The sequence below is a fragment of the Pseudomonas sp. SCT genome, assembly GCF_003864275.1.
Classification (GTDB): domain Bacteria; phylum Pseudomonadota; class Gammaproteobacteria; order Pseudomonadales; family Pseudomonadaceae; genus Stutzerimonas; species Stutzerimonas stutzeri_AE.
This window is the reverse complement of the sequence record NZ_BDJA01000001.1, coordinates 857,749-877,104: the sequence shown is the minus strand read 5'-3', so window position 1 is coordinate 877,104 and position 19,356 is coordinate 857,749. Positions and strand designations below refer to the sequence as shown.

Genomic DNA, 19,356 nt, shown 5'->3' with positions numbered 1-19,356 from the left:
TTTACGACTGGGTCAGCTGCTTGTACAGCTGCGGCAGGCGGAACGGCAGTTGTTGCGGTTCCTTGATCAGCGTGTAGCCATTGGCGCCGAACATGTACGGCAGGTAGTCGCCAGCCTCACGGTCGATGGTGATGCAGAATGGCAGCAGACCCTGCTTGCGCGCTTCCATGACGGCCTGGCGGGTATCTTCGACGCCGTAACGGCCTTCATAGAGGTCCAGATCGTTCGGCTTGCCGTCAGTCACCAGCAGCAACAGCTTGCGCCGCTGTTTGCAGTTGCCCAGCAGCTCGGTGGCCTGGCGGATCGCGGCGCCCATGCGGGTGTAATAGCCAGGCTTGAGTGCCTGGATACGACCGCGGGTTTCGTCACCGTAGGGCTGACGGAAGCTCTTCAGCTCCTGCATGCGCACCTGCTGGCGACGTAGCGAAGAGAATCCGTATAGCGCGAACGGGTCGCCGACCGCCGACAGCGCTTCACCGAACAGGAGCAGGCTGTCGATAACCACATCGATCACCCGGTGCTCGTTGTCCAGGTGCGCGTCGGTGGACATCGACAGGTCGGCCAGCAGCAGGCAGGCCAGGTCGCGGCGATTCTGCCGCTGCTCCATGAACAGGCCGCGCTCGGCGCACTGACCGTTCTGCCGCTCGACGTGAAAATCGAGCCAGGCCTGCATGTCCAGCTCAGAGCCCTGGGGTTGCTGGCGCAGCCACTGGCGGTCGTTGCGCAGGTGCTCGAACTGCCGACGCAGACGTCGCGCCAGCGGCGACAGGTGCAACGGCAACGGCTTGGCCTCGGCGCCGCGGGGCAGCATCAGCTGCAGGTTGACGAAATCCTTCTGCAGGCACTGCTTGCGATAGTCCCACTCGGGCAGCTTGATGCCTTCGCCCAGCGGCACATCGTCGAAATCCGCGGCCGGCAGGTCCAGATCGAGCTTGAAGCCGCCGCCCTGGCGCATGCGCTGACGGGACAGCGCCAGCTCGTCGAGATCCTCGGCGACGCGGGCCGCGTCGAGGTCTTCGGTGTCATCGCCGCAGCGGTCCAGTTCGATGTGTTCGGACCAGCTGAACAGGTTCTCCAGACGGAACAGCAGCAGACCGCCCTTGCTGGAGCTCTCGTCCACCCGCCGGGCGCGCTTGCGCTGGCGCGATTCGCCGCCGGGCGGGGTTTCCAGATTGCCCTCGCCTTCCTCGGCGCGCTGGGCGGCCTGGGGTTCACCAAGATTGTCGGCCGGATACAGCCACAGCGGCAGCGGCCAGGGCGCGCGCTCGCTGCGTGGAAACTGGCTGACACTGCCCGGCTCGCGCAGGGCCTGGCACAGCGCCGCTTCCAGCGCGGCCTCGGCCTTGGGCAGCTGGCTCGGGTCCGGGCGCAGCTGCAGATGGGCTTCGACCAGGCGCTGATAGCGCGGGCGCATGGCCGGAAACTGTTCAAGGATTGCCTGGGTCCAGCGCTGGTTGTCACGCGCCCAGTGGCGCATCGGCCCGGCCTGCGCCGCGAGCAGCGCCAGCCAGCGGTAGAGATCCTGGTTCAACGAGACTTCCGGATAGACCGCCAGGCTCTGCGGCAGCCGCAGGTTGCTGGCGTCGCACCAGGCCACCGGCAATTGCTTGCAGGTCCCGGCGACCTGTTGCAGCAGGTTGCGCCTGAGCAGCAGATCGCGCGCGCTGGCGGCTTCGACGCCGACCCCGCTGGCGCCGCCCATGGCGCGGAACAGCAGCGACAGCGGCCGCTGCATGCTCTCGAGATCGACCCGTGCTTCCGGAAAATCCGGGTTGGCGCGACGGGTGATGAAGCGGTGCCAGACACTACCGACCCACTCTTCCACTTCGATGGTAAAGGCCATGGCGGTTACTCCGTGCAGGCACTGAAAAAGCAAAACGGCCCGCTGTTACCAGCCGGGCCGTCGATCCTCATTGCGACTCGTCTCAGGCCGCGGCGGCGGCTGCTGCGGCAACCGGTACCCGACCGCGCTGGCGGAAGCTGTACAGGTAGCAGACCAGGCCGATCAGGAAGAACACCCCGGCGATCAGGCGCAGCCAGAAGAAGATGGCCAGCTGGTCAGCGGTATTCATGAACGACATGGCAGCGCCATCGGCAGGGATCCGCTGCAGCCACACCTGCACCACGCCGGCTGCGGTGAGGAACAGGGTGATCGCGACCATCGAGATGGTCATCAGCCAGAAGCCCCAGACTTCGATGCGCTGAGCGCGTGCATCCGGTGCTTCGCCCAGACCACGCAGACGCGGCATGGCGTAGCTGATCATGGTCATCACGATCATCGCGTAGGCACCGTAGAAGGCCAGGTGGCCGTGTGCGGCAGTCAGCTGCGAACCGTGGGTGTAGTAGTTCACCGGAGCCAGGGTGTGCAGGAAGCCCCACACGCCGGCACCGAGGAAGGCAGTCACGGTGGTGCCGATGGCCCACAGCGAAGCGGCCTTGTTCGGGTGCTCGCGGCGACGACGGTTAACCATGTTCAGCGAGAACAGCACCATGGCGAAGAACGGCAGCGGTTCGAGGGCGGAGAAGATCGAGCCCAGCCATAGCCACACGGTCGGTGCGCCGATCCAGAAGAAGTGGTGACCCGTACCGATGATGCCGGTGATCAGAGCCATGGCGATGATCACGTACAGCCACTTCTCGACCACTTCGCGGTCCACGCCGGTGATCTTGATCAGGACGAAGGCCAGCATCGAACCCATGATCAGTTCCCACACGCCTTCCACCCACAGGTGCACGACGAACCACCAGTAGTACTTGTCGCGCGCCAGGTTCTCGGGGTTGTAGAAGGAGAACAGGAAGAACACCGCGAGGCCGATCAGACCGGTCATCATCACCGTGCTGACCACGGTCTTGCGACCCTTGAGCATGGTCATGCCGACGTTGTAGAGGAAGCCCAGGGCCACCACCACGATGCCGATCTTGGTGATCGTCGGCTGCTCGAGGAACTCGCGCCCCATGGTCGGCAGCAGTTCGTTCTTGGTCATTTCCGCCAGCCCTGCATAGGGCACGAAGAGGTAACCGAGAATGGTCAGCACGCCGGCCGCGGCGAACACCCAGAACAGGATGATGGCCAGTTTTGGACTGTGCAGTTCGCGGTCCGCTTCCTCGGGAATGAGGTAGTAGGCCGCACCCATGAAGCCGAACAGCAACCAGACGATCAGCAGGTTGGTGTGAACCATCCGTGCCACGTTGAAGGGCAGCAGCGGGAACAGGAAGTCACCGATGACGTACTGCAGCCCCATGATCAGACCGAAGAGGATCTGACCGACGAACAGGATCAGTGCAAACACGAAGTAGGGTTTGGCAACGGCCTGCGATTGGAATTTGAGATGCGGATTGATGATGCTCATCTCGTGGCCCCTCCAGTGAAATCGGAAACAAAGACGTCCATCAATCAACCCTCCCTGTTTGGCGGCCAGTTGTTGGTATCGATCTTCGAAGTCCACTTGAGGAACTCCGCCATATCGTCAACTTGCTGTTCGGTCAGATTGAACTGGGGCATCGCACGACGACCGGGGGCGCCGAGTGGCTGGGCCTTCATCCAGGCGTGCAGGAAGGGCTTGAAGGCCTCTTCACCACCACGACGGACGAACACGTTGCCCAACTCCGGCGCGAAGTAGGCGCCTTCACCGAGCAGGCTGTGGCAGCCGATGCAGTTGTTGTTTTCCCAGACTGCCTTGCCGCGTACTACCGCTTCGGTCATTTCCGATTCGTTCGTGCGTTCGGGGAAAGTCTGCTCTGTGTGGTAAGTAAGACCGAGGAATACCAGGAAGAAGAAGACGCTTCCTCCGAAGTAGATATTCCTGGCCATCCCTTTGGTGAAGGTCTCGGACATGGTCGCCTCCTCATGGCTTGGCGTGGCCAGTTTAAGAAGGCGCCTATCGAAACCTGCTTGATGGCAATCAAGAAAAACCCGAACGTGGCAGTAGGGCTTTATGAGGAGATGGGAGGGAGGACGCAAAGCCTTGCGGGGCAAGGCCTGCAGCGTTTCGGGCGGTTTGGACGCGCCAGTATTCGCTGCTGCAATCGGCTCTATAGGTCACGCCACGGTGCGCAACTGCACCTCGGCGTGGGCGCTGACGACAGATCAGGCGCGGCGCTGACCCGCCAGGCGCAGGCCGGTCTTTTTCAGGATGCGGCTGGACACCAGCATCTCGTTCGCCCGGCAGGCACCGCCGAGCAGCGCGCGGATCTGGTTGCGATAGGCCTCGATATCACTGGCGTCACGCCCGTGCACCATGGCGAACAGGTTGTACGGCCAGCCTTCCTGGCGCGGCCGGCGATAGCAATGGCTGACGAAGGGCTGCGCGCCGATCAGCGCCCCCAGGCGCGCGATTTCGCCATCATCGACGTCCCACACGGTCATGCCGTTGTGCCGATAGCCGAGGCGGTAGTGGTTGGGTATCGCCGCAATCCGCCGGATCGCGCCATCGGCCTGCAGCCGCTGCAGCAGCGCCAGCGTCGCATCGACGTCGATCCCCAGCTCATCGGCAAGCCAGGCCCAGGGATCGGCCACCAGCGGCAATCCGGCCTCGGTCAGCTCGATCAGGCGGCGGGTCAGGCCTTCATCAGACGGGGAAGTGCAAACCGACATGGAAGGTTTCCTCTTTCGGCAGATTCAGCACCGCCAGGCCGGTTTCGGCCTCGATGCGCGCAATGCTCTCGGCAATGCCCTGCGGGGTTTCGCAGCCGAGCACGAACCACATGTTCCAGCGGTGCTCACGGCGATAGTTGTGCGCAACCTCTGGCATCGCCGTGAGGTGCGCGGCGACCTCGTCGAAGCGCTCCTCGGGTACGGATAACGCAGCCAGGGTAAAGGCACCGCCGAGGCGGTCGATATCGAACATCGGCCCGAAGCGGGTCAACGTGCCATCCTCGAGCAAGGCCTGTACCCGCTCGCGCAGGGCCTCGGATGTGCTGCCAAGCTCCTCGGCGAGCGCTTCCCAGGGGTGACGAACCAGCGGCAGGCCATGTTGCAGGCGATTGATCAACTGGCGATCGAACTCATCCATTGGCGTTCTCCACCAACGGTGGCGCAAAGCGGCCGCCGCACTGCTTGAACGCCCGCGTGCTGAACAGCAGCTGGTGCGGCACATCGCTCAGGCCGTTGTCGGCCAGCAGGCGCTCGATCAGCTGGCAGACCTGCTCGCGCTCGCGCCCATGGACCATGCAGAACAGGTTGTAGGGCCACTGCGGCAAACGTCGCGGGCGCTGATAACAGAGATTGACCCCCGCCGCCTGGCCGAGCCGCCGGCCTATTTCGTCGACCTGCGCATCGGGGATATCCATCACCAGCATGGCGTTGGCGCGAAAACCCAGCGCGCGATGCTTGAGCACCAGGCCAACACGACGGAACAGCCCTTCTTCCTGCCAGCGCTGAATCTGCTCCAGCACGCGCTCCTCGACGCTGCCGATCTGCTCGGCGAGTCGCTGATACGGGCGTGCAGCCAGCGGCAGGCCGCCCTCGAGCAGGCGACGCAACTGCATCGCCTGCAGCTCGTTGAGGCAACCGGTCATGACGGGTCTCCCAGCGGAAAGCCAAGGTCGATACGAAAGGCGTGCAGCATCGGCAGGTCGAGCGGGGTGAGCCCGGTGTCGGCTTCGATCTCGGCCAGCAGCCTGTCGATATGCGGGCGATCCGGCCCGGTCAGCACGAACCAGAGGTTGTAGCGATGCTCGCGCAGGTAGTTGTGATTGACCTCGGGAAAGGCATTGATGCGTGCGGCCACCTGCTCCAGGCGTGCTTCGGGCACGGCCAGTGCGACCAGGGTGCTGGCGCCGGCACGGCTGTGTTCGAACACCGGGCCGATGCGCGACAGGCCACCGCCCTCCTGCAGCTGTTCCAGACAGACGAGCACCTCGTCCTCGCTGCAGCCAAGCTCCTCGGCCATGGCGCGGTAGGGTTCGGCACACAGTGGCATGCCGTGCTGGTAGCGATCGATCAGGCGGCGGCTGAGGCTGTCGATGTGCATGTCACAACCCCGTCTCATGGGCGCGACTGCTGAAGAAGATGCCGCTCGGACTGTGCGCCGGCAGTCGCTTGAGCAGCTTCAGGGTATAGGGATCCCAGACCTGGATTTCCTCGCCATCGCGCACCGACAGCCAGAGCTGGTCGCCGCGGGCGGTGAACTCCATGTGCAGCACGGCCGGGCCCGGTTCCAGATCGGCGATGATCTCGTGGGTCTCGCTATCGATGACCTGTACCTTGCCGTTGTCGGGGTGGGCGAAGTTGACCCAGATCTGCCGCGCGTCCGGTCGTGCCATGACGAAGATCGGCTGACCGGCGACATCGATGGCGTCGGTCTGTTGCCACTTCTCGGAATCCATCACCAGCACCCGGTGCTGGCCGACCGCGGGCACGAAGGTCTGGTTGCCGGCCACGGTCCAGCCTTCCAGGTGAGGCATCTTGTACACCGGCAGTTTCTGCTGGCCGCGACCGTAGCCATCGAGAATGCGCTCGACGCCCCGCTCAGGGTGCCAGAGGTCGATCTTGGCCATGCCATCCTCGCCGAACAGGCCGGCGATGTAGTAGCGGCCCTCCGGCGTCAGCAGGGCATCGTAGGGCTGGCGGCCGATACCCTCGAAACGGGTGATCTGCGGCTCGTTGCCCTGGCTGAAATCCAGCAGCCAGGTTTCGTCGGTATCGAACAGGCTGTAGATGAAGCGCCGACCGGGTACGTCGATCACGCCGACGACGCGGGCATTGCGGCTGCCATCGGCCAGCGGCGTGGCGGGAATGTCGGCCACCAGCTCTAGGGTATTGGCGTCGAAGACCTTGACCCCGCCCGGCTCGTAGTTGCCGACCGCGATCAGCGTGCCGTCCTGACTGATCGCGCCGCCGATGCTGTTGCCACCCTGGATCACCCGGCGATCGATGCGCTGGCGCAGCAGGTCGACCTTGGTCAGCCCGCCATCGCGACCGAACACGTAGGCGTAACGCTGATCACGGGAGAACACCACCGAGGCGTGGGACAGATCGCCCAGCCCCTCGACACGGGCAAGCTGGCTCTGGTTGGTGCTCTCGATGATCTGCAGACTGCCGGTGGCGCGCTCCACCACCACGCCCAGGTCACCGGTACCGCGCAGCGGTTGCTGCGCGCAGGCCGCAAGCAGGCCGGCCGCAGCCAGCAGCAGAAAAGGACGAATCATGGCTTGGGATATCCTTCCAGAAGGCGGTCGACCAGCCAGGCGATGTCCTGCTCGTCGAGCAGCGCATTCCAGCCGGGCATGGCGGTGCCGGGGCGGCCGTGGGTAACGGTAGCAATGAGACTGTCGCGGGGTTTGCCAGCAAGCGCCTCGCGGGTCAGCGCGGGGCCGAGGCCGCCGGTCATGCGCAGGCCATGGCAGGAGCCACAGTCCTGAAGTAAGAGATGGTCAAGTTTCGCCTGACGCTCGGCAGCGGGCGCTGCGGCCAGGGATAGGGGAATCAGGAGAAAGGACGCCAGGGCCAGCCCCAGACGTGAAACGGCGTGTCGGGCAACTGTCATGGCGTCCTCCGGGGCGACTTACTTGAGGCTAAGAACCCACTCGGCGAGGGTCTTGGCTTCCTCTTCGGTGACTGGGTTTGGCGGCATCGGGATCGGACCCCAAACGCCTTGGCTGCCATTCTTGATGTGGCCGGCCAGCAGATCGGCAGCGCCGTCCTGCCCTGCGTACTTGGCGGCGACTTCCTTGAACGCCGGTCCTACCAGCTTGGCATCAACGCTGTGGCAGGCCGCGCAGGGCTTGCTCTTGAACAGCGCTTCACCGTCCTGAGCCAGAGCCGGCTGCAGGGTCAGCGCGCCACCAAGGGCGAGCATCGGGATAAGGATTTTCTTCATTAGAACTATTCCTCAAGGCTAAAGGGGTGAACGTTACCGCTCACCCAAAGGGTGCTCAGCAAAACGCACTGAGCAAGTGCACGGTAAATTTACCGCTTGTGCTAGGCAACCTTTTGTCCTTGGTCATTGTTTGTGGGTTCCGGACGTCAAACGGCTGCGTCGCAACCGGTGCGGGCAAGCTCAGGATGAATGAGCCGCTGTAGCGCTTCCTTGATTGCAATCAAATCGTTCCGCTGACGTCCCGCCGTTGCCAGCCGCTGGTCGGCTACCGGAAAGCACAGGGCCGGCATCATGCCGGCCCGTTGCCTCTCGCCTGGTTACTGCTTGGCGGCAGTGATATCACCCTGAGCGTCGATACCCAGCGTGTAGCCGAGCGACACGTGGTGGTAGCGACCGGTGGCATTGTCATCGTGGATGGCGAAGCCGAAGTTGTAGAGATTGCCCGGAGCCAGCGTCACATCGCCTTCGCCACCGGCGAACTTGCGGGTGAACACCACGGACCAGGTATCCCCGTCGAGCTGTCCCTGGGCATCGACCAGCGCCTGACCACCTTCCATCACCCGCTCGGTGGCGACGTAGCCGTCGAAGGCCTTGTTCTCGCCACTGCGCCACTGGTTCAGGTCGTAGTACACGCCGTTGGCCAGCGAACCGTCCTTGACGTACTTGGTCTTGGTATCGGCGGCGCCGGGCATGGTGCGCGCGTCGCCATGGCAGCTACCCCAACAACCACCTGCCTCGGCCAGCTGGACTTTGGAACCACCTTCGAGCATGTAGGCGATCTTCACCGGGTTGGCGGCGTCCATCGGCGCCGCACCGGATGCTGCGGGCTGCTTCCAGGTGAAGCGCAGGTAGAGGTTTTCACCGTCGTTGGCGGCCTGGACCTTGGCATTGATGAACGGCGCCTTGCCGGCGATCGGGCTGGGCTCGAGTTTCTTGCCGCTGGCCATCTTGGCGCCCATGTCACCGGCTTCCTCGGAGTGGCAACCGGCACAGGTTTCGCCCTTCTTCAGCGCGCGTGCGCCGCCGTGCTCGGTGCCCTTGGTGATCCATTCCACCGGCGATACGCCCGGGTAGAACAGGGTGACATCGGTCGCTGCCACCGAATTCCAGTCGGCAGGCGCGGCGGCCATAGCACTCTGTGCACCGAAGGCGATTACTGCCCCCACTGCACTGGCCATCAGAGTCTTTTTCATAATCGGTTCCTCATCATCGATGGTGTGGCTGGCCCGCCTGGACCGTAGGTCAGTCTTCGTCTTCTTCGGTCATACCTTCGGGCAGATGGTGTGCGATGCCCTTGTGGCAAGCGATGCAGGTCAGGTTGTCTTCGCGCGCCATCTCGTGTTGCTTGCGGGCACGCTGCTTTTGCATATCGGAGCTCATGCTTTCCAGGCTGTGGCAGTTACGGCATTCGCGCGAATCGGATGCCCTCATCCGCGACCACTCGCGACGCGCCAGGGTCAGGCGCTTGGCTTCGAATTTCTCGGCCGTGTCGATGGTGCCGACGATCTTGCCCCACAGCTCCTTGGAGGCCTCAACCTTGCGCACCATCTTGTGCGTCCAGTCGCGCGGCACATGGCAGTCCGGGCAGGTGGCGCGCACGCCGGTACGGTTGGCGTAGTGAATGGTTTCCTTGTACTCGGGGTAGACGTTATCGCCCATCTCGTGACAGGAAATGCAGAAGGTTTCGGTGTTGGTGGCTTCCAGCGCGGTGTTGAAGCCGCCCCAGAAGATGATCCCGGCAACAATGCCCACCACCAGAATGCCGCCGAGCGAGTAGCGCGTGCTCGGCCGCCGCAGTAGCGCAAGGATGCCGCCTTTCTTTTGCTTGTTGCCGTCTTGATCTGTCATGGAATCTGTTCCCTTGCCAGACCCACCGCGCCAGGCGCGGTGGGTGTTAACAGGCAATCCTCGGGCGGATTAGTACACGTCGTACATGGTGTTGAAGACGTTGAACTTGCCGGTCGGCGTGACGATTGCCGGGTCGGTGATCACCTTCTTCAGCTTCAGCGTCTTGTCGTCGTAAATCACGATCGCGGACTGGTCGGTCTTGCCACCCCACAGGGAGATCCACACCTCGTTACCCGCCTCGTTGTACTCGGGGTGGGTAGCGCGACGGATCGCCTTGCTTTCCGGCAGGCCGGAGTCCTTGGCGACGTCGAGACGCTTGGGCTCCTTGCTCAGATCGGCCAGGTCGTAGACGTAGACGGATTCGGCGACTTCCCGCTCGGGGTTCATCGGCGCATCGGCCCAGAGGTTCTTCGACTTCGGATGGGTCTTGACGAACAGGTTGCCGGCGCCCGGCATCTTCAGTTCCTGCACCACCTTCCAGTTGTGCTCCTTGTACTTGGCGTACTTCGGATCGTCGGATGCGGTGGAGATCAGCGAGACCACGTCATCACCCAGGTGACCGGTAGTCCAGACCGGACCGAACTGCGGGTGGATGAAGTTGGCGCCGCGACCCGGGTGCGGGATCTTCGCGGTGTCGACCAGCGCAGCCAGCTTGCCGGTCTTGGTGTCGACCGCAGCGACCTTGTTGGAGGCGTTGGCAGCGACCATGAAGTAGCGCTTGGAGTAGTCCCAGCCGCCGTCGTGAAGGAACTTGGCCGACTCGATGGTGGTGGTCTTGAGGTTCTTCAGGTCGGTGTAGTCAACCAGGATGATCTGCCCGGTTTCCTTCACGTTGACCACCCACTCCGGCTTGATGTGCGAAGCGACGATGGACGCCACGCGCGGCTCGGGGTGGTATTCGCCATCGACGGTCTGACCACGGGTGGAAACGACCTTGATCGGCTCCAGGGTCTCGCCATCCATGATCGAGTACTGTGGCGGCCAGTAGGTGCCACCGATCAGGTACTTGTCCTCGTAGCCCTTGAACTTGGAGGTGTCCACGGAACGGGCATCGGAACCCAGACGCACGGTGGCCACGGTGGTCGGCTCTTCGTACCACATGTCGATGATGGTGGTCAGACCGTCGCGGCCAACGGTATAGACGTAGCGGCCGGAAGCCGACAGGCGCGAGATGTGCACCGCGTAACCGGTGTCCAGCACCTTCCAGATGGTATGGGTGTCGCCGTCAACCAGGGCCAGCTTGCCGGCATCGCGCAGGGTGATGGCGAAGACGTTCTTCAGGTTGATCTTGTTCATCTGCTTCTTCGGACGCTGATCAACCGGAACGATGAGTTTCCAGCTGTCCTTCATGTCCTGCAGGGAGAACTCTGGCGGCACATCCGGAGTGTTCTGGATGTAGCGCGCCATCATGTTGATCTCTTCCTTGGTGAGGATGTCGTCATAGTTGACCATCCCGCCCTCGGTGCCATAGGCAATGATGTTCTCCAGGCGCTTGGTGCCCAGATTGAGGGTGCCGCCCTCGGTCTTCTTGCCGTCCGCCTCGGTCTTGCTCCAGTGCGGCTCGAGATTCTTACCCGTGGCTCCTTTACGCAGAACGCCGTGGCAACCGGCACAGCGTTCGAAATAGATCTGCTTGGCCGCTTCTTTCTCTTCGGCGGTCATCTCTGGGGCAGCAGCCTGGGCGACTGCCAGACCAAGCAACGATAGGCCGGCGATCAGGCCAGCCAGGATAGGTTTACCAACATTGCTCATCCTTCTCTCCTATGGGAGCGCTTCTGGCGACTCCTGCTAGTTACGGCGGTGTGGCAGTTCCCGGGGACTTCTTCTTTTTGCGATTTGGATGCTATGAGAGCGGCGATCCGAAAGCGCTTGACGGCAATCAAGAGAGCCCCCAGCACCCCCGTGGCGTGACGCCTTGTCGCGGAGACCCGCGCTCGACGGCGGACGAACGACCCCTTTTCGCCACCGATACGCGCCGTATCTCTTCCAACTCTTGATCACAATCAAGCTTCGCCGGCGGGCGGCTTGAGACGCCCAGGAGGGAGCGGTAGCGTGGCAATCGAAATAACCAACTGTTGCCGTGAGGTACTTGCCTGTGAATGCGTTTGAAATCCCGACTGCTGCCGGCACGCCTGACGCGCCCTTCTATCAACCGCTGGGCAATGAGGAGCAGTTGTTCCAGCAGGCCTGGCAACACGGCATGCCGGTGCTGATCAAGGGCCCGACCGGCTGCGGCAAGACCCGTTTCGTGCAGCACATGGCGCATCGCCTGAACCTGCCGCTGTACACCGTGGCCTGCCACGATGATCTGTCCGCCGCCGACCTGGTTGGCCGCCACCTGATTGGCGCCCAGGGCACCTGGTGGCAGGACGGCCCACTGACCCGCGCGGTGCGCGAAGGCGGCATCTGCTATCTGGACGAAGTGGTGGAGGCGCGGCAGGACACCGCCGTGGTACTGCATCCGCTGGCCGACGATCGCCGCGAACTGTTCATCGAGCGCACCGGCGAGGCGCTCAAGGCGCCGCCGGGCTTCATGCTGGTGGTGTCCTACAACCCGGGCTACCAGAACCTGCTCAAGGGCATGAAGCCGAGCACCCGTCAGCGCTTCGTGGCGATGCGCTTCGACTATCCGCCGGCCACCGAGGAAGAACGCATCGTCGCCAACGAGGCGCAGGTGGATGGCGAACTCGCCGCCCAGGTGGTCAAGCTTGGGCAGGCACTGCGCCGGCTGGAGCAGCACGACCTTGAAGAAGTCGCCTCGACCCGCCTGCTGATCTTCACCGCGCGGATGATCCGCTCCGGCATGACGCCGCGTCAGGCCTGCCTGGCCTGCCTGGCCGAACCGCTGTCGGATGACCCGCAGACTGTCGCCGCGCTGATGGATGTGGTCGATGTCCACTTCGGCTGACACCTTCTCCAGCCCGACCCGGCGCCTGCCGGGCGATCTGGCGATGTGGTTCTTCATCCTCGCCGAGCTGACCGTCTTCGCCATCCTGATCCTGGCGTTCGCAGTCGCGCAGATGGTCTACCCCGAGCAGTTCGATGAAAGCCGCGCGGCGCTGGACAGCTCCATCGGCCTGGCGCTGACCCTGAGTCTGCTGACCTCGGGTCTGTTCGCCGCGCTGGCGGTGGAGCAGGTACGCCAGGCCCGATCCGCACGCGCAACGCTGTTGCTGCTTGCCGCGCTGGGGTCTTCCTGTGTCTACGTGGTGCTCAAGTTCAACGAGTACGGCCATCTCGCCGGGCTCGGCCTGGGCATGGAACACAACACCTTCTTCACCCTGTACTGGATCCTGACCGGCTTTCATTTCCTGCATGTGCTGCTGGGCATGGTGATTCTCGGCTGGCTGGCCATGCGCTGCCGCCGCGGCGCCTACGGCCCCGACAACCACAGCGGGCTGGAATCCGGAGTGCTCTACTGGCACATGGTGGATATGGTCTGGGTGCTGCTGTTCCCGCTGGTTTACGTGTTGAGGTAAGTCATGTCCGCTTCGAAGGTTCTGGTGGCCTGCTGGCTCGGGCTGGCCGTGCTGTCGGTCTCCACCGTCCTGCTCGGCAACGCCGGCGCCACGCTGGCCTTGACCGCTGCTGTCCTGCTCACCGCATTCGGCAAGGCCTGGCTGATCACCGACGGCTTCATGGAGCTGCGTCATGCCCCGCGGGCATGGCGTCTGCTGCTGCTCGCCTGGCCGCTGGTGCTGGTGCTTGGCGTCCTGCTGACGCTGCTCTGACCAACGGTCTTCCTGCGCAAGAAGCTGACAAAGCGGTCAGCCCGCCCCCCGCGTCTTTTATTGTTTACGATCAAGGCCAGCCCTACCCCGCTCGGTGATCCTGCTGCCCAAGGAGCAGGCGGCCACCACGGCGCGCCCTGCGAAACACGCTGCCGAAGCGGAGCCGCCACATGTTGAGAATCAGTCATTACCTGCGCGCCCTGGCCCAACCGGCCACACAGGTGCTGGGAGCCCGCAGCACCAGCGGCAAGCGCCCACCCGTGGTGATCTGGAACCTGCTGCGGCGCTGCAACCTGACCTGCAAGCATTGCTATGCCACTTCCGCCGACAGCGAGTTCCGCGACGAGCTGGATACCGACGAGGCGCTGAAGGTCATCGATGAACTTCATGAAGCCGGCGTGCGGGTGCTGATTCTTTCCGGCGGTGAACCGCTGTTGCGGCCCGACATCTTCCTGCTGGCCGATTACGCCCGCGACAAGGGCTTCTTCGTCGCCCTGTCGACCAATGGCACGCTGATCGACGAGAACAACATCGGTCGTATCGCCGCGGCGCAGTTCGACTACGTCGGCATCAGCATCGACGGCCTGGAAGCGGTGCATGACGAATGGCGTCAGCTCAAAGGCAGCTTCGCCGCCTCCATGCATGCGATCGACCTGTGCCGTCAGCGCGACATCCGTGTCGGCCTGCGCACTACCCTGACCCAGAACAACTACTCGCAACTGCCGGCGCTGCTGGCGCTTATGCGCGAACACGACGTGCAGAAGTTCTACCTCTCGCACCTCAACTACAGCGGCCGCGGCAAGCGCAGCAGCAAGGCCGACGCCCATCACCAGATGACCCGCGACGCCATGCGCCAGCTGTTCGATCAGGCCTGGGACGACGTACAGAACGGCCGCGAGACCGACTTCGTCAGCGGCAACAATGACGCCGACGCGATCCTCCTGCTGCAGTGGGCCGAAGAGCGCCTGCCGGAACATCGTGATCGCCTGGAAGGCATGCTGCGCGCTTGGGGTGGTAATGCTTCGGGCAGCGGTATCGCCAATATCGACAACATCGGCGATGTGCACCCCGACACCTACTGGTGGCAGCACACCGTTGGCAATGTGCGCCGGCAGCGCTTCAGCGACATCTGGCTGAACGACCCCGCCCCACTGCTGCAGGAGCTGCGCCAGCATCCGCGGGCCGTAGGCGGTCGCTGTGCCGACTGCCGCTGGCTGGCGATCTGCAACGGCAACACCCGTACCCGCGCCTGGGCGCAGGGCGATCTCTGGGCCGAAGACCCGGGCTGCTACCTGACCGACGCAGAGATCGGTCGACCAGCCGCCGAGCGCATCCCCAGCATCGCCATCTGATCAATCGAAGCGGCCAGCAAGCGCCGCAGCAAGCACTCCGTAAGTCCGATGAGCATTCAGGAGCACCGCATGGACCAGCCACTCACATTTCCCGCTTCGCTGAGCGCCGCGTTCGCCCCTGGCGAAGTCGCCCTGGTTGGTGCCGGTCCGGGCGACCCGGGCCTGCTTACCCTGCGCGCCTGGAGCCTGCTGCAACAGGCCGATGCGGTGGTCTACGACCGCCTGGTCAGCGAAGGTCTGATGGAGCTGCTGCCGACCAGCTGCAGCCGCCACTACGTCGGCAAGACCAGCGGTTACCACAGCCTGCCGCAACCGGAAATCAATCAGCTGCTGGCCGATCTGGCGCTGCAGAACAAGCGTGTGGTGCGGCTCAAGGGCGGCGATCCGTTCATCTTTGGTCGCGGTGCAGAAGAACTCGAATTCCTGCTGCAGCGCGGCATCGACTGCCAGGTGGTGCCGGGCATCACCGCAGCGGCTGGCTGCAGCGCCTATGCCGGGATTCCGCTGACTCATCGCGACCTGGCGCATTCCTGTCAGTTCATCACCGGCCACCTGCAGACCAATGGCGAACTGCACTTGCCGTGGGACGCCCTGGCCCAGGGCGGACAGACGCTGGTGTTCTACATGGGCCTGGCCAGCCTCGGTGAGATCTCGCGCAATCTGATCTCCGCCGGGCTGCCGGTCGACACGCCCGCCGCACTGATCGGCAACGGCACCCGCGAGAACCAGCAGGTGGTGCGCTGCACGCTACGGCAACTGCCGAGCATGGCCGACGAGCAGCACCTCACGCCGCCGACCCTGACCGTCATCGGCCGCGTGGTCGGCCTGTTCGCAGATCGCCAAGTCCAGCACCCCGCACGCCTGCACGGTGACCCTGCCCCGCAAACGGAGGCCTTATGCAACTGATGCCCGCCCTGCTGCTGGCCGCCGTACTGCCAGCAGCCACCTTCGTCGCCCTCGACATGGCCACTGCCGCCAGCCTGCCGGCCGACAGCCAGGCCCTCTACGAACAGCACTGCCAGAGCTGCCACGGCATCAACCGCCTCGGCGGTGCCGGCCCGGCCCTGTTGCCAGAAAGCCTCAGCCGCATCAAGCCGACCGAAGCCCATGCGGTAATCCGTGACGGCCGTCCGGCGAGCCAGATGGCCGCCTATTCCCACATGCTGAACGAAGCGCAGATCACCGCGCTGGTCGACTATCTGTATCAGCCCTCGGCCGTACCGCCGACCTGGAGCGACGCCGACATCCGCGCCAGCCACCGCATTCTCAAGGATGTCGCCAGCCTGCCAAGCACACCGCAACATGGTGCCGCCCCGCGCAACCTGTTTGTCGTGGTGGAAGCCGGCAATCACCATGTGCGGGTGCTGGACGGCGATCGCTTCGAGGAACTGGCCAACTTCCAGTCGCACTTCGCCCTACACGGCGGGCCGAAGTTCTCGCCGGATGGCCGCTTCGTCTATTTCGCCTCCCGCGACGGCTGGGTCAGCGTCTACGACCTGCACAACCTGACCATGCTCGCCGAGGTGCGCGCGGGGTTGAACACGCGCAACCTGGCGGTGAGCAACGATGGCCGCTGGGTGCTAGTGGGCAACTACCTGCCGGGCAATCTGGTGCTGCTCGATGCCCGCGACCTTTCGCTGATCAAGCACATCCCGGCCGTCGGCCAGGACGGCACGCCGTCACGGGTCAGCGCCGTGTACACCGCGCCGCCACGCGACAGCTTCGTGGTCGCGCTGAAGGACGTGAAAGAGGCCTGGGAGCTCTCCTATGCCGGCGAGCCGACCTTCGAACCACGGCGGATCAAGGCAGCCGACTATCTCGACGACTTCTCCTTCACTCCAGACTACCGCTACCTGCTGGCCACCTCGCGCAAGGCCCACGGTGGCCAGGTGATCGATCTCGACAACGGCCAGGCGGTCACCGACATTCCGCTGCCGGGCATGCCGCACCTGGGATCGGGCATCTACTGGAAGCGCGACGGCAAATGGGTGTTCGCCACCCCCAACGTCAGCAAGGGATTGATCTCGGTGCTGGATCTGGACACCTGGAAGCTGATCAAGGAGATCCCCACCGAAGGCCCGGGCTTCTTCATGCGCAGCCAGGCCAACTCGCCCTATGCCTGGACCGACGTGTTCTTCGGGCCGAACAACGACGCCGTGCACCTGATCGACAAGCAGACCCTGGAAGTTGCCCACACCCTGCGCCCGATGCCAGGCAAGAACGCCGCCCATGTCGAGTTCACCAATGACGGCCGCTACGCGCTGCTCAGCGTCTGGGACACCGACGGCGCACTGATCGTTTACGACGCCAACACGCTGGAAGAGGTCAAACGCATCCCGATGAACAAGCCCTCCGGCAAGTACAACGTCGGCAACAAGATCGAGTTCGCCGAGGGCACTTCGCACTAGAGCAGCAAGTAGATCGCCGGCCGATCACCGGTCGGCGACCCCAACCAGGCAACAACTGCTTACAATCGTCAGCCGAACTGTTTTTCACAACACAAGGCTGACCATGGACATCGATCTCGCCCGCACCTTCCTCGAGATCATCCGCAGCGGCAGCTTCATCGCCACTGCAGAGCGACTGCATATCACCCAGACCGCTGTCACGGCACGCATTCAGAATCTGGAAAGCCAGCTGAGCTGCAAGCTCTTCGTGCGCAACCGTGCCGGTGCTCGGCTGACGGCCGATGGCGAGCGCTTCGCCTCGTATGCGCGGCAGCTGGTGCAGACCTGGGAAGCCGCGCGGCGCGATCTGCCATTGCCACGCGGCTATGGCGAGTTGCTCACGCTGGGCGCCGAGGTGAGCCTGTGCAATCCGCTGATGCTGGCCTGGATGCAGCGCCTGCGACAGGCTCTGCCCAGCCATGCCCTGCGCAGCGAAGTAGCCAGCGATACCGAACTGCAGCACAAGCTGGAGCTCGGCGCACTGGATGCGGCACTGGTGCATCAGCCCGAGTACCGGCCGGGTCTGCAGGTGGAGCAGCTCCTGGAAGAGAAGCTGATCCTGGTAGCGCACAAACGCCTGCCGGCACCCTATCTGTACATCGACTGGGGGCCGGTATTTCGCAAGCAGCACGATCAGGCCCTGCCCGAGCACACCCGTGCCGCGCTTACCTTCAGTCTCGGGCCGCTAGCGCTGCAGTACCTGCTGCAATGCGGCGGGCGCGGCTACTTCCGGACCCGGGTGGTGCAGCGCTATCTCAATGAAGGCCTGCTCGAGCGGGTCGCACACGCGCCGGAGTTCAGCTATCCGGTGTATCTGGTGCACGCGCGTGCCAGCGAATCACCGGCGCTGAGCAAGGCCGTGGAGGCTCTGCGCGATGTGGCCCGTGACGAGTATGACTGGTCGCGCTGGTACTACCCGCACTGAGGCCAACGCCTCAGTCCGGTAGGTGTCGGAGCCAGTTGCGATACAGCGCGGCGATCAGATCGGTCTGGGTGATCATGCCGACCAGGCGCCTTTCGCCATCCACTACCGGCAGGCAGTGCAGGCCTCGATCGGACAGCAGATAGACCAGCTCCACCATGTGCGTATCGGGCGTGACCGAAACCACCGGCGAGCTCATGATGGCGCGCAGCTTGGTGCCGCGCAGAAACTTCAGTTGACCGAAGTTGAGCCGGCCCGGGCGCGGATGAAAATGCTTGAGCAGATCGACCAGCGTGACGATGCCGACCAGCTCGCGGGTATCGCTCACCACCGGCAACGAGCGCAGGCGATTGCGCTGCAGCGTGCTCCAGGCCTGCTCGATAAAGGTATCCGGAGTGTGCGAGTAGACATCGCGGGACATGATGTCCGCGGCGGTGACTTCGCCCATGCTGCGACGCAACGCATGCTTCTCGGTCTGTTTGATCAGCCGCTCGAGGTCGTCACGGGTGACGTCGACATATTCGCCGAACTCGCGCAACGCTCGATCGACGTCGTCATGACTGAAGCTCATGCGCTCGCTCGGCTGCGGATCTCGGGTGCGATGAACGTTCTCCCGCGGCAACCGCGGTTTCGGGTACGGGTGCCGGGTGAGGTTGTTGTAGAGCAGCGCCACGGCCAGCAGCAGCAGCGAATTGAACGCCACCGGATAGAGCAGTCCATAGCCCAAATGATGGATCTCGGGGCTGCCGACCACCGCAACCAGGGCCAACGCCGCACCCGGCGGGTGCAGGCAGCGCAGGCTGAACAGCCCGACCAGCACCAGGCACACGCACAGCGCGGCAGCAGCCATCGACGGCAGGCTGGTCAGGCCGAGGCTGACCCCGATCACCGTAGCCAGCAGATTGCCGCCGAGCACCGACCAGGGCTGGGCGAACGGGCTGGATGAAGCGGCGAAAAGCAGGACCGCCGAGGCTCCAGCCGGGGCGATCAGCTGCAGCGTCAAGGGCACGCCGAACAGCAGGAAGCCGCTGAACACGCTGAGCAGCATGACAATGGCGATACCGCCGGCAGCACGCAGCCATTCTTTCGGCGCGGCATTGAACGGGGCGGGAACGAAGGAGCGAAACCAGTCGATGAGGTTGTCGTGCATGTGTCCTGCTTGGATCGATACGGCGAAAGGCACGCATCAACACGCTGCAACTGATCGCCCCGGCAGCAGGCTACTGCCGCCGTGCG

Annotated in this window: 21 protein-coding genes; 7 read left to right on the top strand and 14 right to left on the bottom strand. The window is 64.0% G+C overall.

From position 1 onward, the window contains the following. Position 1: 1 nt before the first annotated feature. The 13 genes from BHD08_RS04025 to BHD08_RS03965 all read right to left on the bottom strand — a co-directional run bounded on the left by BHD08_RS04025 (position 2) and on the right by BHD08_RS03965 (position 11,420). Positions 2–1,843 (bottom strand): nitric oxide reductase activation protein NorD, encoded by a 1,842-nt coding sequence (locus BHD08_RS04025; protein WP_125020888.1) that lies wholly within the window; start codon positions 1,841–1,843, stop codon positions 2–4. 82 nt (positions 1,844–1,925) lie between these two features. Next, positions 1,926–3,350, bottom strand: a complete 1,425-nt coding sequence (locus tag BHD08_RS04020) for a cbb3-type cytochrome c oxidase subunit I (protein WP_125020887.1) — start codon at positions 3,348–3,350, stop codon at positions 1,926–1,928. A 44-nt stretch (positions 3,351–3,394) separates the two neighbouring features. Further along, positions 3,395–3,835 (bottom strand): cytochrome c, encoded by a 441-nt coding sequence (locus tag BHD08_RS04015; RefSeq protein ID WP_014819180.1) that lies wholly within the window; start codon positions 3,833–3,835, stop codon positions 3,395–3,397. 252 nt (positions 3,836–4,087) lie between these two features. Next, on the bottom strand, positions 4,088–4,594 hold the full coding sequence (locus BHD08_RS04010) for an Lrp/AsnC family transcriptional regulator (RefSeq protein ID WP_125020886.1): 507 nt from the start codon (positions 4,592–4,594) through the stop codon (positions 4,088–4,090). Continuing rightward, positions 4,569–5,012 (bottom strand): Lrp/AsnC family transcriptional regulator, encoded by a 444-nt coding sequence (locus BHD08_RS04005; protein ID WP_015275763.1) that lies wholly within the window; start codon positions 5,010–5,012, stop codon positions 4,569–4,571. Before BHD08_RS04005 ends, BHD08_RS04010 begins: the two co-directional genes overlap by 26 nt. Continuing rightward, complete coding sequence (locus BHD08_RS04000) at positions 5,005–5,517, bottom strand: Lrp/AsnC family transcriptional regulator (RefSeq protein WP_125020885.1); 513 nt, start codon at positions 5,515–5,517, stop codon at positions 5,005–5,007. Before BHD08_RS04000 ends, BHD08_RS04005 begins: the two co-directional genes overlap by 8 nt. After that, complete coding sequence (locus BHD08_RS03995; RefSeq protein WP_125020884.1) at positions 5,514–5,972, bottom strand: Lrp/AsnC family transcriptional regulator; 459 nt, start codon at positions 5,970–5,972, stop codon at positions 5,514–5,516. The genes BHD08_RS04000 and BHD08_RS03995 overlap by 4 nt, the downstream gene beginning before the upstream one ends. A 1-nt stretch (position 5,973) precedes the next feature. After that, positions 5,974–7,149 (bottom strand): cytochrome D1 domain-containing protein, encoded by a 1,176-nt coding sequence (locus BHD08_RS03990; protein WP_125020883.1) that lies wholly within the window; start codon positions 7,147–7,149, stop codon positions 5,974–5,976. Next, on the bottom strand, positions 7,146–7,487 hold the full coding sequence (locus BHD08_RS03985; protein ID WP_015275759.1) for a cytochrome c: 342 nt from the start codon (positions 7,485–7,487) through the stop codon (positions 7,146–7,148). The genes BHD08_RS03990 and BHD08_RS03985 overlap by 4 nt, the downstream gene beginning before the upstream one ends. An 18-nt stretch (positions 7,488–7,505) precedes the next feature. Then, positions 7,506–7,820: a c-type cytochrome gene (locus BHD08_RS03980; RefSeq protein ID WP_125020882.1), complete on the bottom strand. Its 315-nt coding sequence runs from the start codon at positions 7,818–7,820 to the stop codon at positions 7,506–7,508. Positions 7,821–8,137: 317 nt separating this feature from the next. Next, positions 8,138–9,013, bottom strand: coding sequence for an ethylbenzene dehydrogenase-related protein (locus BHD08_RS03975; protein WP_125020881.1), 876 nt, complete (start codon positions 9,011–9,013; stop codon positions 8,138–8,140). A gap of 49 nt (positions 9,014–9,062) precedes the next feature. Further along, positions 9,063–9,668: a cytochrome c3 family protein gene (locus BHD08_RS03970; RefSeq protein ID WP_015275755.1), complete on the bottom strand. Its 606-nt coding sequence runs from the start codon at positions 9,666–9,668 to the stop codon at positions 9,063–9,065. A gap of 69 nt (positions 9,669–9,737) precedes the next feature. Beyond that, positions 9,738–11,420: a nitrite reductase gene (locus BHD08_RS03965; protein WP_125020880.1), complete on the bottom strand. Its 1,683-nt coding sequence runs from the start codon at positions 11,418–11,420 to the stop codon at positions 9,738–9,740. A gap of 343 nt (positions 11,421–11,763) precedes the next feature. Here BHD08_RS03965 and BHD08_RS03960 point away from each other — a divergent pair, with 343 nt between their 5' ends. From BHD08_RS03960 to BHD08_RS03930, 7 genes are all read left to right on the top strand, one after another. Further along, positions 11,764–12,576 carry a CbbQ/NirQ/NorQ/GpvN family protein gene (locus BHD08_RS03960; protein WP_015275753.1) on the top strand — a complete coding sequence of 271 codons (813 nt, stop codon included), beginning with the start codon at positions 11,764–11,766 and terminating at the stop codon, positions 12,574–12,576. Next, complete coding sequence (locus BHD08_RS03955; protein ID WP_125020879.1) at positions 12,560–13,147, top strand: cytochrome c oxidase subunit 3; 588 nt, start codon at positions 12,560–12,562, stop codon at positions 13,145–13,147. The genes BHD08_RS03960 and BHD08_RS03955 overlap by 17 nt, the downstream gene beginning before the upstream one ends. A gap of 3 nt (positions 13,148–13,150) precedes the next feature. Beyond that, on the top strand, positions 13,151–13,399 hold the full coding sequence (locus BHD08_RS03950) for a cytochrome C oxidase subunit IV family protein (protein ID WP_015275751.1): 249 nt from the start codon (positions 13,151–13,153) through the stop codon (positions 13,397–13,399). A 170-nt stretch (positions 13,400–13,569) separates the two neighbouring features. Continuing rightward, positions 13,570–14,751: a heme d1 biosynthesis radical SAM protein NirJ gene (nirJ, locus tag BHD08_RS03945; protein ID WP_125020878.1), complete on the top strand. Its 1,182-nt coding sequence runs from the start codon at positions 13,570–13,572 to the stop codon at positions 14,749–14,751. Positions 14,752–14,820: 69 nt separating this feature from the next. After that, a complete protein-coding gene (gene cobA, locus BHD08_RS03940; RefSeq protein ID WP_015275749.1) occupies positions 14,821–15,657 on the top strand; it encodes a uroporphyrinogen-III C-methyltransferase in 837 nt (278 codons plus the stop codon). Then, positions 15,648–17,159: a nitrite reductase gene (locus BHD08_RS03935; protein WP_125020877.1), complete on the top strand. Its 1,512-nt coding sequence runs from the start codon at positions 15,648–15,650 to the stop codon at positions 17,157–17,159. The genes cobA and BHD08_RS03935 overlap by 10 nt, the downstream gene beginning before the upstream one ends. A gap of 103 nt (positions 17,160–17,262) precedes the next feature. Next, positions 17,263–18,123 carry a LysR family transcriptional regulator gene (locus BHD08_RS03930; RefSeq protein ID WP_125020876.1) on the top strand — a complete coding sequence of 287 codons (861 nt, stop codon included), beginning with the start codon at positions 17,263–17,265 and terminating at the stop codon, positions 18,121–18,123. 10 nt (positions 18,124–18,133) lie between these two features. On the opposite strand, the gene BHD08_RS03925 is transcribed toward BHD08_RS03930, so the two are convergent. After that, the gene (locus BHD08_RS03925) at positions 18,134–19,270 is read right to left on the bottom strand and encodes an HPP family protein (RefSeq protein ID WP_125020875.1); all 1,137 of its coding nucleotides are present in this window, start codon (positions 19,268–19,270) and stop codon (positions 18,134–18,136) included. Positions 19,271–19,356: the final 86 nt, after the last annotated feature.

What these genes read in the sequence shown, in the direction of transcription:
- BHD08_RS04025 (WP_125020888.1), bottom strand. Translation starts at nt 1,843, where the DNA reads ATGGCCTTTACCATCGAAGTGGAAGAGTGGGTCGGTAGTGTCTGGCAC.
- BHD08_RS04020 (WP_125020887.1), bottom strand. Translation starts at nt 3,350, where the DNA reads ATGAGCATCATCAATCCGCATCTCAAATTCCAATCGCAGGCCGTTGCC.
- BHD08_RS04015 (WP_014819180.1), bottom strand. Translation starts at nt 3,835, where the DNA reads ATGTCCGAGACCTTCACCAAAGGGATGGCCAGGAATATCTACTTCGGA.
- BHD08_RS04010 (WP_125020886.1), bottom strand. Translation starts at nt 4,594, where the DNA reads ATGTCGGTTTGCACTTCCCCGTCTGATGAAGGCCTGACCCGCCGCCTG.
- BHD08_RS04005 (WP_015275763.1), bottom strand. Translation starts at nt 5,012, where the DNA reads ATGGATGAGTTCGATCGCCAGTTGATCAATCGCCTGCAACATGGCCTG.
- BHD08_RS04000 (WP_125020885.1), bottom strand. Translation starts at nt 5,517, where the DNA reads ATGACCGGTTGCCTCAACGAGCTGCAGGCGATGCAGTTGCGTCGCCTG.
- BHD08_RS03995 (WP_125020884.1), bottom strand. Translation starts at nt 5,972, where the DNA reads ATGCACATCGACAGCCTCAGCCGCCGCCTGATCGATCGCTACCAGCAC.
- BHD08_RS03990 (WP_125020883.1), bottom strand. Translation starts at nt 7,149, where the DNA reads ATGATTCGTCCTTTTCTGCTGCTGGCTGCGGCCGGCCTGCTTGCGGCC.
- BHD08_RS03985 (WP_015275759.1), bottom strand. Translation starts at nt 7,487, where the DNA reads ATGACAGTTGCCCGACACGCCGTTTCACGTCTGGGGCTGGCCCTGGCG.
- BHD08_RS03980 (WP_125020882.1), bottom strand. Translation starts at nt 7,820, where the DNA reads ATGAAGAAAATCCTTATCCCGATGCTCGCCCTTGGTGGCGCGCTGACC.
- BHD08_RS03975 (WP_125020881.1), bottom strand. Translation starts at nt 9,013, where the DNA reads ATGAAAAAGACTCTGATGGCCAGTGCAGTGGGGGCAGTAATCGCCTTC.
- BHD08_RS03970 (WP_015275755.1), bottom strand. Translation starts at nt 9,668, where the DNA reads ATGACAGATCAAGACGGCAACAAGCAAAAGAAAGGCGGCATCCTTGCG.
- BHD08_RS03965 (WP_125020880.1), bottom strand. Translation starts at nt 11,420, where the DNA reads ATGAGCAATGTTGGTAAACCTATCCTGGCTGGCCTGATCGCCGGCCTA.
- BHD08_RS03955 (WP_125020879.1), top strand. Translation starts at nt 12,560, where the DNA reads ATGTCCACTTCGGCTGACACCTTCTCCAGCCCGACCCGGCGCCTGCCG.
- BHD08_RS03950 (WP_015275751.1), top strand. Translation starts at nt 13,151, where the DNA reads ATGTCCGCTTCGAAGGTTCTGGTGGCCTGCTGGCTCGGGCTGGCCGTG.
- nirJ (WP_125020878.1), top strand. Translation starts at nt 13,570, where the DNA reads ATGTTGAGAATCAGTCATTACCTGCGCGCCCTGGCCCAACCGGCCACA.
- cobA (WP_015275749.1), top strand. Translation starts at nt 14,821, where the DNA reads ATGGACCAGCCACTCACATTTCCCGCTTCGCTGAGCGCCGCGTTCGCC.
- BHD08_RS03935 (WP_125020877.1), top strand. Translation starts at nt 15,648, where the DNA reads ATGCAACTGATGCCCGCCCTGCTGCTGGCCGCCGTACTGCCAGCAGCC.
- BHD08_RS03930 (WP_125020876.1), top strand. Translation starts at nt 17,263, where the DNA reads ATGGACATCGATCTCGCCCGCACCTTCCTCGAGATCATCCGCAGCGGC.
- BHD08_RS03925 (WP_125020875.1), bottom strand. Translation starts at nt 19,270, where the DNA reads ATGCACGACAACCTCATCGACTGGTTTCGCTCCTTCGTTCCCGCCCCG.